The organism is Kribbella pratensis, from assembly GCF_004366075.1.
Taxonomy (GTDB): Bacteria; Actinomycetota; Actinomycetes; order Propionibacteriales; family Kribbellaceae; genus Kribbella; species Kribbella pratensis.
The window spans coordinates 1,355,299-1,371,910 of record NZ_SODU01000002.1 but is presented as its reverse complement, the minus strand read 5'-3'; the positions used below and the strand labels follow the sequence as shown (position 1 = coordinate 1,371,910).

Genomic DNA, 16,612 nt, shown 5'->3' with positions numbered 1-16,612 from the left:
GTCTCCACCTGCTGGTGAGGTCGTCCGGCGGGTGAGCGCCGGCGGATGGATCGGTCACCATCCAGCGTCACGCGCCCACCAGGCCCTCCGCGCCCGTGGTACACACTGGCCCGATCCCGGGCCGGGGTCGCCAGTGTCGATCCCGACGGCGTGAACTCACGATTCGGTCGCCAGGAAGTGGTGCGCGATCGGGGTACCGGCGAACTTCTCATGCATCAAACGGGAAAACAGGAGGAGCGAACCTCGTGGCCGGTGCAGGACCACGAGGCGCTGTGTCTTGCCGACGGTGTTGAGGTTGACGACCACGACAACTCCGAGGGGCTGACCTTTGACCGCCGTCGCATAGTCCTCGAGGAACCCGTTGTCGCCGTACTCGCCCGCGAAGGTGAAGTCCTGGAACTCGTACAGTTCCCTTGCCCCCACGACTATCGAACGGACGTCGTCGGCGCCGCGCACCGTGCCTTCCATGGCCGCGCCCTCCAGCGTGACGTCATCGGCCAGGTTGTCGAGCCATGTGGGGTAGTAGTCGAGCGCCATCAGGTGCCTCCTCTCAGCGTCCGGCTGCCTGCCGGATCTGTCTGCATCCCCACAGTCGCGCGTCGCATCGGCGCGTCGCGCCGGTGCGATCCCCGGGCCTGAACCCTGGCCGCTAAAGACCGGTAGTCGTCCGGGCCAGGCAGGCACCACAAGGGTCGGCGCCAGGCAGTTCCCCTGGCGCGAACACCCTGCTGCAGCCGCGAGGCTTGCCTGAAGACACGAGTCCGCAGGGAGGCAAGCATGCGTGTTCCCACCAGCAAAGCGATGGATCAGCTCGGCGGCTTCGACATGAAGGTCGAGGTGGTCGTTGTGCCGGTATCCGACGTCGACCGGGCGAAGGCGTTCTACCAGCGCCTGGGATGGCGCTTGGATGTCACGCCACCTGGAGTCGTTCAGTTCACACCACCTGGTTCATGGTGCTCGGTGCAGTTCGGTCCGAATCTGAGTGCCGCAGCGCCCGGCTCTGCAAAGGCATATCTCGTCGTTGCCGACATCATCGCCAGCCGGAACGCCTTGATCGCCGCCGGCGTCGAGGTCGACGAGATCTTTCACACCGGCCCTGACGGACCCTCGAGCGGCCCGGACCCCGAGCGTCGTACGTATCGCTCGCGCGCCACGTTCAGCGATCCCGACGGCAACATCTGGCTGCTGCAGGAGGTCACCGCCCGACTGCCCGGGCGCGTCGACACCGCAAGTACGTCGTACAGCCCGGCCAACGATCTGCCGAGCTGAGCACCCACACAGAGTTCGAAAGGAGCAGAACATGACCGAGTACATCGCCCCTTCCCCGGCCGAGCTGACCCGGCGGGACAGGACACACACCTTGTTCGCGCAGACCATGCAGTACGTCGCCGTGACCGCAGGACTGTTCGCTCTCGGCGCCTATCTCGGCCGCAACCTCCACGGCGGTCTCGGCCTGATCGCGTTCGTCGCCGCCATCGGATGCCTGATCGGAATGCAGTTCGCAGCCAGCAGATCGATCGAACTGACCATCGGACTGCTGAGTGCGTTCGGACTGCTGACGGGCTTGGGGGTTGCTCCGACTCTCACGTACTACGCGAGCGCGGATCCGCGAGCCCTGTGGCAGGCAGGTGGTGCCACCGCGTTGTTCATCGCCGGGTTCGGCGCCACTGGCTACGCGACCCGACGGGACCTGTCGGCGTTCGGGCGGATCGGTTCCTGGGCACTCATCGGCCTGATCCTGTTCGGCATCGTGCTCGTGTTCGTGCAGATTCCGAACGGCGCGCTGATCTACTCCGTCCTCGGCCTCGTGATCTTCGCCGGTCTGGTCATGTTCGACTTCCAGCGCCTGCGCCGTTCCGCGGAGACAGAATCGGCGCCGCTTCTGGCTGCGTCGATCTTCGTCGACATCCTGAACGTCTTCCTGTTCTTCCTGCAGATCTTTTCCCGCCCGAACTCGAGCTGAGACCCAGCAGCGTCACGGACTGGTACTGATCGCGCGGAGCGCGTCTGCCAATTGCCGGCGGGCGGTGACCCGCAGCTTCGTGAACACCTTGCGGATATGCCACTCGACGGTGCGTGGGCTGAGGAACAGCTCGGCGGCGATCTCGGCGTTCGTCAGGCCATCTGCCGCGAGTCGAGCGATATGCAGTTCCTGCGCTGTGAGCTCCTGCGCCTCCATCGCTTGCCTGCGAACTGTCTCGCCGGTGGCGCTGAGCTCGTGGCGCGCCCGGGTGGCGAACGCTTCCATCCCCATCGCCGTGAATGCGTCGAACGCGCGTCGGAGTTGTTCACGTGCCTCAAGCCGACGACCGGCACGGCGGAGCCACTCGCCGTACAGCAGCCGGGCGCGCGCCGACTCGACGTGCAGATTGGTGCGGCCAAGTCGATCGATCGCCTCCCGATACAGCTCCTCGCCGCGCGGACCGTCATGAAGCTGCGCCTCCGAACGAGCAAGGATGCCCACTGCCCAGTCCGTGCCGCTGGCCTCAGCGACTTCTGCAAGCTGCCCCACCGCAGCTGCGGCGCCGGCCGGGTCAGCGGTACGTACGGCAGCCTCGACGAACTCGACCAAACTCCAGGACCTGACCACCATCTCCTCCGGGTGGGCGGCCGCTTCGCGAGCGGATTCGAGGGCCGCCGCGTATCTGCCCTGACCGTTGCACAACAACGCGTTTGCCCAATCGGTCAATGCCACACCGAGCCCTTCACCACGCGCGGCCGCATCATGTCGCGCCGACGCGAGCAGTCGTGTCGTCGGGTCGTCACGTCCTTCAAAGGCAGCCAGGCCAATGGCGCCGTACGGCGTCATCCTGATCTGAGCGAGCTCGGTGGCAGACTCTACTTCGTGGACCAGAGCCTTGGCCTTGGTCAGATCACCGGAAAACAAAGCCAAGAACACACGCGAGTTGAGCGCCAGCGGCAAAGCGCTCACGGCACCTGAATCCCGGACTATCCGCAGATGCCGGACGACCAGCCGATCCCAGGCTGTCCCGTCCCTCAGATCAATCGCAACCACTGTTGCCAGCCAGAGCAGCCGAACAGCCTCCGAGACCGAGAGATCGTCGGTGTCGAACGCCTTGATCGCCGTTCTGAGCAGAGGCGCCGCGGTCCGGTAGCCGTCCCCGAAAAGCACAGCCAGTGCACGCAGCAGGTCATCTCCCCGTCGTGGCAGCGACGGCTTCGGTGCGTCGCGCACCATGAGGGCAACCTCCATCGCACTCGGCCCGGTCGCCAGATGGCCTGCGAACCAAGCCGCGGTGAACGCGTCCACATAGGAGTCGAGGGCCAACTCCTCGTCGAGCGGCGCCAACCGGCGGGCGGCGTTCACCAGCAGTGGGAGCGCATCTCTGCCCTCATTCGATGCCAGCCCGATCTGTGCACGCAGTACGTCGAGACGAGCGCGCTGCAGCTCGTCGAGGGGCCCGTGTTCGGTCACTGTGAGCAGCTGCGAAGCAGCATCGAGGGCGCCGGCATGCATCATGACCTGTGCTGCATTCAGTCGGCGCTGAACACGATCCTCGGCGTCGGGTGTCAGCACGGCCGAACGCTCCAGAAATGCGGCGGCGGCGGCAAGTCCGCCCTGAGCAAGAGCACGATCGGCGGAGTGCTCCAGTTGCGCTGCGACGACCTCATCCGGCCCCTGAGCTGCGGAAGCGCGGTGCCAAGCCTGCCGATCCGGGTCGGTAGCCGGGTCGGTGCCCTCGGCCAGCGCTCTGTGTGCCGCTTGGCGCTCCGATTTGGTGGCCGATCGGTAGGCTACCGATCGCACCAGGGGATGCCTGAACCGGACGGTCTCACGGAGTTCGATCAGCCCAGCGCGCTCCGCCGGGCGTGCCGCGTCGACGTTGATGCCGAGCAGTCCGGCGGCGCGCCACAGCAGGCGGACGTCACCGAGCGGCTCCGCCGCCGCGGCGACCAGAAGCAGACGCGACTGTTGCGGCAGCAACGCGAGCTGACGGCGAAATCCGTCCTCCATCCGGCTCGTCAGCGATCTGCTCCTGGTCGTGCTGTCCGGTCCCGGCCCGAAACTCAGCTCAGCCGAGGTGAACCAACGCGGCAGCTCCAGCAACGCAAGCGGGTTTCCATGCGCTTCGGCCAGGATCCGATCTCGTACCCGCGCGTCGAATCGGCCGCTTACCGCTGACTCGAGCAAGGCTCGAGCGTCCGGCTCGGCCAAGCCTTGCAGCCGCAGCCCGGGGAGATCTGCCCAACTGCCGGCGCCCTCACCCGATCTGACCGCGACCACCATGGCAACCGACTCGGCGATGGGCTGGGTCGTCAGTCGGCGGGCCAAGAACGCGAGCGCCCGTACGGAGGCTTGATCCAGCCACTGTGCGTCGTCGACTATGCACACAACGGGAGATTCACCCGCGCTGTTGGACAGCAACGTCGACAGGGCGAGCCCGACCAAGAATTGATCCGGTGGTGTTCCCTCGCGCAATCCGAAGGCCGTCGACAGCGCCTCCTCCTGTGGTTCTGGTAGGCGATCGAGCAGGCTCAACAGTGGTTCGCACAGCTCGTGCAGGCCCGAGAACGCCAGCTCCATCTGCGACTCGATGCCGGCAACGTGCAGCGTGCGACAGTCCCCTGCCGCCGAGGCGACGTACTCGAGGAGCGCGCTCTTGCCGATCCCAGGTGCACCGCGCAGAACGAGGACGCCACGACCACCCAGACGCGCGGCAGCGACAAGACGATCCAGCTCTTCACACTCGTCGCGTCGGCCCCGCAAGACCGGCCGTCGACGGCTGGCTCTCCGCGACACGACCGCCTCCAAGCACCTCGGTCACACGGTCGCACCGGATTCCGGCACGCGCAATCCCGGATCCGCCGAGCAGACGTCGATCGGGGACTCGAGGGACGGGCCTGCAGAGCTGCCAGTGCACAGGCCAGTGCCTGGTACTGGTGCGTGCACCGTGCACGCTGCGTGATGGTCGAGCCATCAGCTTGCGCAGACGTGTCACGTGATCGGAGATCTTCGATGAACGCTCCGCAGTTTCACGTCACCGAGGTCTCGGACACCTACTGGAGAGCGACGTTCGAAAACGGCTCGGTGAACCTGGTCGACCTCGACACGATCGATCAGCTCGGCGATCTGGTGGCTCGGATCGAGGGCGCTCCTGCGCTCACGGTCGTGGTGTTCGACAGCCGCAATCGGGACTTCTTCATGGCCCACTGGGACGTCACCGCTGACCGGGCACAGCTCGCCGCGATGGCACCGGGCCCTACCGGTCTGCACCCGTACGTCGACAACCTCGTCAGGCTGAGCAAGGTCCCGGCCGTCACGGTGTCTGCGATCCGCGGTCGGGTCCGCGGCGCCGGGAGCGAGTTCGTCCTGGCGACCGATGTCCGGTTCGCGAGCGAGACGGCCGTGCTCGGGCAGGTGGAGGTCGGCCTGGGCACCGTGCCGGGCGGCGGCTCCATGGCTCGGCTCACGCGACTGGTCGGCCGCGCGCGGGCAGCCGAGATCATCCTCGGAGCGGACGACTTCCCGGCGGCCCTGGCCGAGCGATACGGCTACGTCAACCGAGTCCTTCCCGACGCCGAACTGGACGCCTTCGTCGACCGATTCGCCCGACGCATCGCCGGCTTCGACAAAGTCGCGATCGAGGCTGCGAAGGCGCTGCTCGATCTCGCATCGCTGCCCGCCGACGAGGAGTTCGGGCCGGCAATGACGGCGTTCCTCCGGACCGCATGGCGCCCCGCAAACGCCGTACGGATCCGGCAGTTGCTCGAGCGCGGCCTGCAGACGCCGGCGGGCGCCGAGCTCGACCTCGCAGCGGCGATCGGTGAGCTCGCACGTCCGCACAGCGATCACCACCAGGACGGTCGGTCTCCGCGTTGATCGCCACCATTGCCCCCGCGCAGGAGTCAGTGCCAGAGTGAGACCTGCATCGCCTCCGACGTCGCCCCATGCCGAGGCCGCAGTTGTCGACGCCGACCGTAACGGTGGGGGTGATCATGGCTGTCAGTTCGGGGTGGCCAGGCCTGCGCGGACGCCGGTCCGAGTGTGAGGCACTCGCCTCGATCCTCCGTGATGCGCGTAGCGGACAGAGCCAGGTCATGGTCCTCCGTGGCGAAGCCGGGATCGGCAAGACGGCCTTGCTGCAGTACCTGTTGGCGAACGCCGATGGCTATCAGGTGAGCCGGGCGGCCGGCGTCGAGTCGGAGATCGAGCTCGCCTATGCGAGCTTGCACCAGCTCTGCATCCCCTTCCTCGACCGGCTGGATCAGCTGCCACCTCCGCAACGAACGGCACTCGAAACCACGTTCGGCCTCGCGTCGGGCACCCCACCCGACCGGTTCGTCGTCGGGCTCGGGGTCCTCAACCTGCTGAGCCACGCCGCCGAGGAGCAGCCAATGCTCTGCATCATCGACGACGCCCAGTGGCTCGACCAGGCGTCCGCACAAGCCCTCGAATTCGTGGCCCGCCGGCTTCACGCGGAGCCTGTTGCCATGGTCTTCGCGGTCCGAACGACCGATGAACAGCCGAAGTTGACCGCATTGCCGGAACTGGAGCTGGACGGACTGAGCGACCACGATGCCGCGGAGCTGCTGGAGTCAGCAGCGACCGGTCGCCTCGACGCCCAGGTCCGTGACCGGCTGGTGGCCGAATCGCACGGCAACCCGCTCGCTCTGCTCGAACTCCCCCGCGACCTGCTGTCCGCCGACACGGCGCCCGAGTACGACAGCACCGTGGACCACGGCTTGGTCAGCCGCCTCGAGGAGGGGTTTCTCCGACAGCTGGGATCGCTACCGGACCAGGCCCGGCAACTGATGATCCTGGCGGCCGCCGAGCCGGTCGGGGACATAGATCTGGTACGTCGTGCTTCACAGCACATCGGGATCGGCACCGAGGCGATCGCGGCCGCCGAATCGACAGGCCTGCTCGAACTGCGTCATCGAGTCGAGTTCAGGCACCCGCTCGTGCGGTCGGCCGTCTACCGTGCGGCCACTCCAGCGGAACTGCGCACCGTGCACCAGGCGCTCGCAGACGCCAGCGATCCTGTCGGAGACCCGGATCGCCAGGCCTGGCACCGTTCCCACGCAGCCTCCGGCCCCGACGAATCCGTCGCGACCGCCCTCGAGCAGTCTGCGGACCGTGCCCTTGGCCGCGGCGGAGTCACGGCAGCGGCGGCCTTCCTGCAAGCCGCCGCTGCGCTCACACCTGATCCGACCCGTCGCTCTCAGCGCTCGCTGGCAGCCGCCCAAGCGAAGGTGACCGGCGGCGCATTCGGCGACGCCCTGTCATTGCTGGCCATGGCGCAGGCGGGACCGCTGGACGAGGCCGAGAGCGCGCGGGTGAGCCTGCTACAGGCACAGATCGCCCACTACTCCGAGGGCGGAAACAAGGGACTGCCACTGCTTCTCGCCGCCGCCGGACGACTGGAGCAACTCGACCCGAGACTCGCTCGGGAGACATATCTCGACGCCTTCGCGGCAGCGATGTTCGCCGGACGGCTGGCTTCCGGATCCGGGATCGGAATGCGTCAGGTCGCCGAGGCACTGCGCGGGATGCAACTGCCGGACGCGGCGGACAAGCCGGACCTGATGCTGCGAGACGTCGCGGTGCTCTACACCGACGGGTACGCGGCGGCGGCGCCGAGCCTCCTCGGCACCGTGCGCGCGTTCGGATCGGACGAGCTCACCATCGAGGAGTCCGTACGCTTCGCGTGGCTCGCGGCGTGCGCGGCGACAGACCTGTTCGACGACCTCAACTGGGACGTACTCACGCAACGACATCTCACTGCCATTCGTCAGATCGGCGCCCTGAGCGTGCTGCCCGTCGCCCTCAACAGCCGGATCATCTACGACCTGTACAGCGGCGACATCGCCGAGGCCGAGTCCTTGGTCGCCGAGTGCGACTGGGTCGCCGAGGTGACCGGAGGGCAGAACGCGATGACGCCGTACGGCGACGTCTGTCTCAGCGCCATCCGCGGAGACGCAGTACGCGCGGAAGCACGCTTCCGCAAGTTGCTCGACGACGTCACGGCTCGGGGTGAAGGGGTAGGCCTGAACATGATCGGCTGGTTCCAGGCCGTCATGTTCAACGGGCTGGGCCGCCATGAGGAAGCCTTGGCTGCTGCCCGACTGGCCGCCGCGTCACCGCTCGAGCTCGGGCCTCCGAAATGGGCACTCGCCGAACTCGTCGAGGCAGGTGTGCGGATCGGCAACGGCGTCGACGCGAAGCTCGCGTTCGAACAACTCTCGTCGTACACCCAGGCCAGTGGTACGGATGCGGCGTTGGGCGTCGAGGCCGGCCGGAGAGCGCTGCTGGACCCGGACCGAACCGCTGAGGACAGCTACCGGGAAGAAGCCGAGAGGCTGGCACGCACAACCCTGGAAGTCGAGCGCGCCAGAGCTCAGCTCCGGTACGGCGAATGGCTGCGACGTCAGGACCGCCGGAAAGAGGCTCGCACCAAACTGCGCCTCGCCTTCGAAACGTTCAGCGCCATGGGCGTGGACGGATTCGCCGACCGCGCACGTCAAGAACTCGGCGCGACCGGCGAGACCGTACGCCGACGGACCGTCGAGTCAACCGGTGATCTCACCGCGCAGGAGAGCCATATCGCTCGGCTCGCCGCGGAAGGTCTCACCAACGCGGAGATCGGATCGGCCCTCTTCCTCAGCGGGCGCACAGTGGAATGGCACCTGCGCAAGATCTACACCAAACTGGGCGTACAGACGCGCAGAGAGCTACGCCAGACCCTTCCCGATTCGGCCCGCGCCACAACAAGATCATCCTGATCCGCGTCCTCATTGCAGGTAGTGCTCCACCTGACTGGCTGAACGAACTGTCGCAGTGCCCGGATCTGCTCCGGCCGCCCGCAGCGCGCGACGCTGCCGGAGCAAGTCCCAGCACCGGTCGAGCTCGACTTCGAGCTCCTGCAGTCGTTGCGCCCGGCCCGCGGAATCGCCAGTGCGCCCGGCTCGGCTTCTGCGCAACGTGTGTTCCTCACCGACGAGCTGTCGGATTGCCTCATGAACCGACGCCATGGTCATGTCTGTCATTGCTTCCTCCGAATCTGCTTGCGGCGGTCAGCGGAAGACCTCGCGGAAACCGTCCCGCCAGGAGGGGAAGTGCGGCCTGAATTCGAGTTCTGCCTTGGCACTGGCGTTGCTGGCAGCAGGCAGCCGATTGCCGTAGTAGACGGCCTGGACGCCGAACTGCTTCTCGGCCTCCTCCTCAGAGATGTGGCGCGGGGGTGGTGCGTCCAAGAGCCGCGCCAGGTACGGCAGCCAGTCGGCCTGCGGAGCGGGTTCGTCGTCCACGACGTTGTAGACACCTGGGCTTCCGCGATCGACGGCCTGCAGCGTGAGCACCGCCGCGTCGCCGACATGAATGAACGGATATCGGCCGGCTCCCTCGCCGACGATCGGCATGTCGCCGGCCTTGACCGCCGTGGCGATGTCGCCACCAGGGCCGATGGCGGTTCCTTCGCCGTACAAGAAGCCGTAGCGAAGGACGACGCCCTCGATACCGGGCGTCGTCAGCACCAGGTTCTCGGCGTCGATGTTCGCCCTGATGTGGCTTCCGATCGGCCCCGGGCCGTCGACGTACAGCGGTGCCGACTCGTCGGCCGAGCCCGATCCGGGCTGGGTCATGAAGCTGGCGCTCTGCGCGACGACCCGGCGAGTGCCGGCATCACGAGCCGCACGCATCAAGAACCTCGTTCCCTCGGTCCGCAGCCGGTTGGTCACTTCCAGCCAGGAGGCGTAATCGCGAGCAGGCGCCGACAACGCGGTCATCAGGTTGACGATCACCTCCGGTTTGGCGTCGGCGATCGCCTGGCCCACCTCGATCTCGTCCAGCCCGTTCATCAAGACCGACCGAACCCCGAGCCGCTCCCTCAAGGGAAAGCCGTCGCGGCGGCGGCCACTGACCGTGACCTCGTGCCCATGGCCGACCAGCGCATCGACGAGAGGCCGACCCACAACTCCTGTTCCTCCTGCGACGAACACTCGCATTGCCGTCTCCTTCGATCAGTGCGACTACGGCCCGAAACGTTCGGCTCTGATGTTGTCGGCCGCGAATCCCGCTTCGATGAGTAGTTCGATACCGGCCTCCACGAATCCCGTGGAGTAGCCGTCAGGTCAGTCGCCCCAATGCCGTTGCTCCCGCCACGGATCGCCGTGGTTGTGATAGCCCAGCTGCTCCCAGAAACCCGGTGCGTCCCGAGCCTGCAGCCGAAGATCGCGTATCCATTTGGCGCTCTTCCACAGGTAGAGGTGCGGGACGAGCAGACGAGCGGGACCGCCGTGTTCCGGTTCGATCGGTCTCCCGTCGTACTCGAAGACCACCCACGCCTTGCCGTCCAGCAGATCGTCGAGCGGCAAGTTCGTCGTGTACCCGCCGTACGACGACGCGATCACGAACGTGCCGTCGAGTTCGACGTCCGCCAGCAACGCGTCGACGGGGACGCCGGTCCAGTTGGTCGCGAGCTTGCTCCACCTGGTCACACAATGCAGATCGGTTGTGACCTGTTCGGCGTCGAGCCCACGGAACTCGTCCCACGACCAACGCCGCACGACGCCCGCATCACCGCTCACCTCCAAACTCCATGTGTCGAGCGGGATCAGCGGCGTCGGGCCGGCCGAGAGCACTGGGAAGTCGTAGGTGACGTACTGGCCAGGAGGGACGCGGGCGTTCCGGGCGCCGCGACCCGGACGGCCGGTGAAGCCGGCGGAGAAAGTAGTCATCGCATGGTCCCTCAGATCGTTGTCGAACAGCTGACGTTGACTTTCACGATCCCTTCGCGCGGCCTGGCCGGCACCCGGGTCAACCCCTGGTGGTGCCACTGGTTGCCCAGCAGGTGGCCAGGGAGGACACCAGGGGTAGTCACGGGCGCGCCAAGACGGCGGAAGCGACCAGTCTCGGTGAGGTCGACAGATCACAGCGGATCTGTTCCTTCCCGAAGGAGAACCCCTCATGACCATCCATGCCCGACAGCCGTTCTCCCGCCGACGTTTCGTCGGCACCGCTGCGGCTGCCACTGGCGCGTCGTTACTCGGCGGCCTGACGACATCCACCGCCTCCGCCACACCGCAGCGAGTGGCGGACCTCGCCGGATCGGTCTCGACGGCTCCGAAGCTCCCGTCCGGATTCACCAGGACCTTCAAGAGCCGGTTCGTCGAGGCCAACGGCATCCGCCAGCACGTCGTCGTCGGCGGCGACGGTCCTCCGCTTCTGCTCGTGCACGGCTGGCCGGAGAACTGGTACGCCTGGCGGTTCCTGATGCCGGCACTGGCTCACGACTTCACCGTCGTCGCAGTCGACCAGCGCGGAATCGGACTGACCGACAAGCCCCGCGGCGGGTACGACGCGGCCACCCTGGCCAACGACCTCGCCGGTCTCATGACAGCACTCGGCCACGAGCGCTTCGCGGTCGTCGGCCACGACACCGGCTACATCATCGGGTATGCACTGGCCGCGGACCATCGCGACCGGGTCGAGCGCCTGGTGGTCGCCGAAGTGCCCGGGCCACCTGGAGTCGTGGATCCAGCAGGCCCGCCGCCACCGCCGCTCTTCCTCCCTGAGTTCCTCAACAACCGGCTCTGGCACATCCCCTTCAACCGGGTCGACGACGAGCTGATCGTGGACATGGTCAGGACCAACGCGAGCGCCTTCTACCGCTACGAGTTCGCCATTCAGGGCGGCGGATCGACACTGCCCGACTACGCGATCGACTACTACGTCGGCCTGTACAACCGCGACCGCAGCAGTCTGCGAGCCACCTTCGGGCTCTACCGTGCCTGGGATGCCACGCTCGAGCAGAACGCCAAGCGTCAAACCGACAAGCTGACCATTCCGGTGCTCGGGATCGGCGGAGAGAACAGCTGGGGACCCGCCGCGGCCGGGGGCATCGCACCTGCGGTGGAGAACGTTCAGGGTCTGGTCATTCCCGGCGTCGGGCACTGGGTCGCGGAGCAAGCTCCCGCCGCGATGCTCGAAGCGATCGGCGCTTTCCTGGCTCCGTACCGCACAGCCGCACGGTAGGCCGCGTCGGGTTCCGAGGGAGGCACTCATGCATCACGTGGACGCAGCCCGCCGACAACAGTCCCGAGCCGCGGCATCTGTGTTGGTTGCCATCGACAACCAGGTGGATGCCCTCGAAACCACTGCCTGGGCGGCAGCGGAGGCATCGGCTCGACAGGCAAGCCTCCGCCTGCTGCATGTCGTCCCTTGGGATCCCTTCGAACCAGTCCCTGTCGCGCCGGGCGATCGCGGCGTCCACGAGGCCGCCCATCGCCTGCTCGATCGAGCAGCACAGCGGGCCCGGCAGGTCGCGCCGCACCTGGTTGTGTCCACCGCAATCCACATCGGCGACCCGGCTCGTGCAATCGCGCGCGCGGGTGACGACACGGACCTGATCGTGCTGGGGCGCGACGCCACCTGTCGTCCACAGCGCAGAAGAGGTAGACCGGTGATCCTGCAAGTCGCCACCCGGTCGCGGTGCCCCGTGGCCGTCGTCGGCCTCAGCGGTCAGGCGACGTACGGGCGCGCAGCGGCCCGGGTGGTCGCCGTCGTACCGGTCCGATCAGGCTCTCACCGCCGCATGGGCCGTCTTCCGAACGGCCTTCGACGCCGCTCACAGACGCGGTCTCGGAGTCAGCGTTCTTGTCGACACATCCAGCGCAGCACCAACCGGCGAAACAACGATCGCCGACCTCCTGCGCCGGCACCTGCACGCCTTCGCCGACGTCGACCTGCAGGTACATCCGTTGTCCGGCCCGCGCGGTTCCCTCCTGCCCAAGGCAGCACGATCCGCGGCCCTCGTGGTGTTTCCCGTACCCAAGAGCCGCATCGCCCCGTGGCGCACGAGATCCGCAGTCGGCCGAATACTCGAATCCGTCTCGGCACCGATCACGTTCGTCCACCACCCCACCAACCGGACCGGACGGCAAGCACTCGCGCGGCAAAGTCGCGCAGGGTCCCGCTGAGGATCGCCAGGATCGACGCCGTGGAGATCGCCAGGATGACCCAGGCGACTGCCTCCCAGCCGTCGAAGCCCAAGCCCGCCGCCCAGCGAACTCCGATGTTGCCCAGTACGGCGAGCGGGAAGGTGAAGACCCAGTGCTGGGAGCTGAACGGCAGGCGCAGGTAGTCGGCTACGAAGAAGAGCTGAACCAGCAACGTGAACAACGTGACGCCGCCAACGGCCGCTTGCACATGATCGATCGCGCCGCCGGTGATTGCGAACCAGGCCAGTCCAGCGGTTCCAGGCGGAGAAAGCAGGATGGACAGAACCGGCTTGAACGGCTGCGGAAGCGGCGTACCGAAGAACAGCCGACTGGTGATCACGGCCCCCAGAAGCAACCAGAAGTAGGTCCCCACACCGAACACTCCGATGGCAGCGAAGCGATCACCCACCCGGGCCAGACCGATGCTGGCGATGAACGGGCCGGCCACCACCGGCAGGAAGTAGCCCGGGTGCATCGCGTCCTGCTCGAGCGGTGCTCCCAGCCAGTGCGCCACCAGCGCCGCAGCGTTGATCGCCAGCGCCGCCACAGCGACGTACGTCAGCCACTGCGCGGCCTGACCGAGGCTCGGCTCGTAATGTGCGATCAGCAGGATCGCAATCACAGGAACGTAGGCAGTGAGCGGACCGAACAGCGGGTGGCGCAGATCCACTGTGAACTTGGCTGAATCGTGGCGGATCGCACCGACCACGTAGATGCCGGTGAACGTCGCCCAGACAACAGCGGAAGCCGCGTAGGCGAGATCCACGGGAGCCGCCGGTGCGCCCAGATGCTGCACCGCGGCTTCCCACGCACCGCCGAGCCCGGCAAGACCCAGCGGAATCGAGAACAACGCGATCGGCAACACCGCACCCGAGAACTTCCCCTCCCGGTTCGCGACAGGTGTAGCCGACGTCGGACGAACTGTGCTCGTGGACTTCATCGTGTCACCACTTTCGATCGGCAATACGACGACGATCGCCGTCGTACCGCCCGCACCGAACCAGGACGACCCACTGGTGTGACCACTGGCAGACGCCAACCCCTGGTAGCCGGCCTGAGTCCCGCCCGTAAGTGGGCCAGGGACGCTCCCGGGCGCATCCATCCGCCTCGTCGAGTGACGCTGAAGCGGAACCACTGCAGAGGAGGACACCATGACGACCACAACAGCCGAGCTCACCGGCGAATACACCATCGACACAGCCCACAGCCGAGTCGGATTCGTCGCCCGGCACGCGATGGTTACCAAGGTGCGCGGCGCCTTCAACGACTGGGAGGGCTCGGCCCACATCGACGGAACGAATCCCGGGAACTCGTCGGCGCGGGTCACCATCCAGGCCAAAAGCATCGACACTCGCAACAGTCAGCGCGACGAGCACCTGCGGAGCAATGATTTCCTGGACATGAGCACGCACCCGGAAATCACCTTCGTCTCGACCGCCGTCGAGCAACTCGACGACAGCACCTTCCGGATGACAGGCGACCTGACCGTCCGCGGGGTCACCAGACCTGTCAGCATCGACTTCGACTACGTCGGTGCGGCCGTCGATCCGTACGGCAACCGACGCGTCGGTCTTGAAGGGTCGGTCGCGATCAACCGCAAGGACTTCGGCGTCACCTGGAACGCGGCGCTCGAGGGCGGTGGTGTCCTGGTCTCCGAGAAGATCGTGCTGGAGATCGAGGTCTCCGCAATCAGGAACGCCTGACAACCGTGCACGGACTGGATCATGTCACTGCGTCCGAAGGGGAGATTGTCGCAACGGCGAGCGGCCGGGCAAGCCCGGAAGCCGTCGGCACACGACCCGCCGGTGGCCGGACGCCCAGTCGCTCCGCAGCGGACTCAGCCAATTGCCTGAGTAAAGCTGACCTGGAGATCCCGGCACAGGCGCCAACAGGCGCCTGACCTGTGGATTTGTAGGCCCCGTGGGACCCGAACCCACAACCCGCGGAAACTGGCAAGAATTCGCTCATCGTTTGTCATCAATTGCCAAACCTATCCGTGACCTGCGGATTTACATCTCCGGGCTTCGCATCCGTGACCATGCACCGCCATCGCCTTCTGTTGATTGTGCTGAGTAAAGGCCGACGCCGGCCAGGAGGAGAGCGTCGGTTGGCCGCGAGGGATGCATAGTGCCGCAGGATCACAGCCGCGCCTCAATGGATCGCATCTGAGCCAGCCTCCAACGTCATCCCTACCGGACTGCCCGGTCACAGTATGAGGATGGGGCAGGGGTGCATGGCGCGAAGATGCGGAGCATCTGGCGGCATCCGGCTGCGCATACCGGCAATCGGGTAATGCCGGACCTATTCAGGGAGAATGCTCACCCAGGATCAGCGCCCGAGATCTGGGGGCGATCTCGGGCGCGCTGCGGCGTAGGCGACGGGACCGCCGAGGCCCCAGATCGATCACCACATCTGGCCTACGATCTAGGCTCTGGCTTCCAGAGCGCCAGGAGGCCGCAGGTGGCGGTCCAAACCGCGCCGATCGCCTTCGCCGCGTCGGGCTGATCCAGGACGCACAGAGCGATGATCGCGCCCCAGCCGACTACGGTCGCGGCGAGGATGAGCAGAAACTGCACCTGACGGGGAGCCAACCCCCTGGGAGGCTCAACTGATCCAGTTCGAGCCGGGCTGTCGGCTCCCTGCTGGGTACTCGGCTCGGATGTTGACGTAAGGGCGTCGCCCAGTTTTTGGGGCATGATGGTTCCTAACTCTTGAGGGAGTTGCGAAGGGCCGGGTTGAGACTCGCGCTGGTGCTGGAATCACCAGTGGGCCGAGTTCCGGCCCTTTTCGCTGCTCCTTGACCCTTGGGGATCAAGCTGACAGGACTCTACTTCCTCCCACGCACAAAACTCGGCCACCGCCCTCCGAGCGGGCCGCTGACAGGTCAGCAACGGACTACGGGCCCGTTCAAAACATGCAGGTCAGACACCGCTTCCGGGCCAGCGACCCGAACACATGTTTGGACACTGCCGCCACTCGCTAAGCCCCTATACGCTTCATGACTCGGTGTACAGACGGGCAGTTGTTAAACCCCAGGTCAGGCCCGAAACGCTGTTTGCAGTCATAAGCCGCCTTCCGCCACGCAGCAGTCGTCAGAGCACTCATTCAGGCACTAGCCGGACACCTCGGACATCGCCACTCGCGAGCGTGAAACGCCCGCGACTCGCTAAGCAGGTGCACGCAATCGTGTGATCTTCAGCACACCTAATGTCGGCGCGTGTCGCGATGGGAGCGATGGATGGTCCCGTGATCTCCCAGGCCTCCTGGCAGCGCAACCCACTGTGATCAACGTGGCGCACCGCCTCAACCCCCGAGAGACGCGACACCTCTCTACGGCGGGAGAGTTTCTCGTCGGCCACGTCGTGGATGCCGTATTTCTGAGCCGCACCTTGCGGCCGGCGAACTAGGAACGACTGGGCCGATCAGCGGGGATCACAGCCCTTGCGCGCGATCGCCGAGGCTTCTCCGCAGAAGACTGTCCGGAACGCCTCCAGTCCGTCAGCAAGCTTCACTTGAGCATCGGCGCCGGGGTTCGAACTCAGGACAGGGGTAGAGCCGTGGGAGGCTGAGCTGGGTTCAGTCGCTCGGCGGATGACGCCACGGGACCGCAAACGCTGGCTTTCGCTCGGACAGGGACTGGCGCAGGGTGCCA

Annotated in this window: 12 protein-coding genes and 1 pseudogene; 7 read left to right on the top strand and 6 right to left on the bottom strand. The window is 66.5% G+C overall.

The window, feature by feature from the left end:
* Nucleotides 1-156: 156 nt before the first annotated feature.
* Entirely contained in the window at nt 157-537 is a 381-nt protein-coding gene (locus tag EV137_RS21525; protein WP_134130501.1) for a hypothetical protein, read from the bottom strand.
* 240 nt (nt 538-777) lie between these two features.
* Between EV137_RS21525 and EV137_RS21520 the strand changes: the two genes are divergently transcribed.
* Together EV137_RS21520 and EV137_RS21515 are read left to right on the top strand one after the other, a co-directional pair.
* The gene (locus EV137_RS21520; RefSeq protein WP_238175471.1) at nt 778-1,269 is read left to right on the top strand and encodes a VOC family protein; all 492 of its coding nucleotides are present in this window, start codon (nt 778-780) and stop codon (nt 1,267-1,269) included.
* A 31-nt stretch (nt 1,270-1,300) separates the two neighbouring features.
* On the top strand, nt 1,301-1,963 hold the full coding sequence (locus tag EV137_RS21515; RefSeq protein ID WP_134130500.1) for a Bax inhibitor-1/YccA family protein: 663 nt from the start codon (nt 1,301-1,303) through the stop codon (nt 1,961-1,963).
* A gap of 12 nt (nt 1,964-1,975) precedes the next feature.
* Here the strand turns inward: EV137_RS21515 and EV137_RS21510 are convergent, their stop codons facing one another.
* Entirely contained in the window at nt 1,976-4,762 is a 2,787-nt protein-coding gene (locus EV137_RS21510) for an AAA family ATPase (RefSeq protein WP_238175470.1), read from the bottom strand.
* A gap of 216 nt (nt 4,763-4,978) precedes the next feature.
* On the opposite strand from EV137_RS21510, the gene EV137_RS21505 reads away from it, so the two are divergent.
* Complete coding sequence (locus EV137_RS21505) at nt 4,979-5,842, top strand: enoyl-CoA hydratase/isomerase family protein (protein ID WP_134130499.1); 864 nt, start codon at nt 4,979-4,981, stop codon at nt 5,840-5,842.
* Nucleotides 5,843-5,910: 68 nt separating this feature from the next.
* On the top strand, nt 5,911-8,745 hold the full coding sequence (locus EV137_RS21500) for an ATP-binding protein (protein WP_311136379.1): 2,835 nt from the start codon (nt 5,911-5,913) through the stop codon (nt 8,743-8,745).
* Between the two features lie 9 nt (nt 8,746-8,754).
* On the opposite strand, the gene EV137_RS21495 is transcribed toward EV137_RS21500, so the two are convergent.
* The 3 genes from EV137_RS21495 to EV137_RS21485 form a co-directional block, all read right to left on the bottom strand.
* Nucleotides 8,755-8,994, bottom strand: coding sequence for a DUF2630 family protein (locus tag EV137_RS21495; protein WP_134130874.1), 240 nt, complete (start codon nt 8,992-8,994; stop codon nt 8,755-8,757).
* A gap of 42 nt (nt 8,995-9,036) precedes the next feature.
* Complete coding sequence (locus EV137_RS21490) at nt 9,037-9,966, bottom strand: NAD-dependent epimerase/dehydratase family protein (RefSeq protein ID WP_134130497.1); 930 nt, start codon at nt 9,964-9,966, stop codon at nt 9,037-9,039.
* Nucleotides 9,967-10,092: 126 nt separating this feature from the next.
* Nucleotides 10,093-10,698: a molybdopterin-dependent oxidoreductase gene (locus EV137_RS21485; protein WP_134130496.1), complete on the bottom strand. Its 606-nt coding sequence runs from the start codon at nt 10,696-10,698 to the stop codon at nt 10,093-10,095.
* 229 nt (nt 10,699-10,927) lie between these two features.
* Here EV137_RS21485 and EV137_RS21480 point away from each other — a divergent pair, with 229 nt between their 5' ends.
* Complete coding sequence (locus EV137_RS21480; RefSeq protein ID WP_134130495.1) at nt 10,928-11,995, top strand: alpha/beta fold hydrolase; 1,068 nt, start codon at nt 10,928-10,930, stop codon at nt 11,993-11,995.
* 28 nt (nt 11,996-12,023) lie between these two features.
* Nucleotides 12,024-12,458 (top strand): annotated as a pseudogene (locus tag EV137_RS42035) (universal stress protein); the annotation flags it as partial.
* Nucleotides 12,459-12,862: 404 nt separating this feature from the next.
* Here the strand turns inward: EV137_RS42035 and EV137_RS41490 are convergent.
* Nucleotides 12,863-13,900 carry an SLAC1 family transporter gene (locus EV137_RS41490; RefSeq protein ID WP_238175469.1) on the bottom strand — a complete coding sequence of 346 codons (1,038 nt, stop codon included), beginning with the start codon at nt 13,898-13,900 and terminating at the stop codon, nt 12,863-12,865.
* A gap of 211 nt (nt 13,901-14,111) precedes the next feature.
* Between EV137_RS41490 and EV137_RS21465 the strand changes: the two genes are divergently transcribed.
* Nucleotides 14,112-14,663, top strand: a complete 552-nt coding sequence (locus tag EV137_RS21465; protein WP_134130492.1) for a YceI family protein — start codon at nt 14,112-14,114, stop codon at nt 14,661-14,663.
* The last annotated feature ends 1,949 nt before the right edge of the window (nt 14,664-16,612 follow it).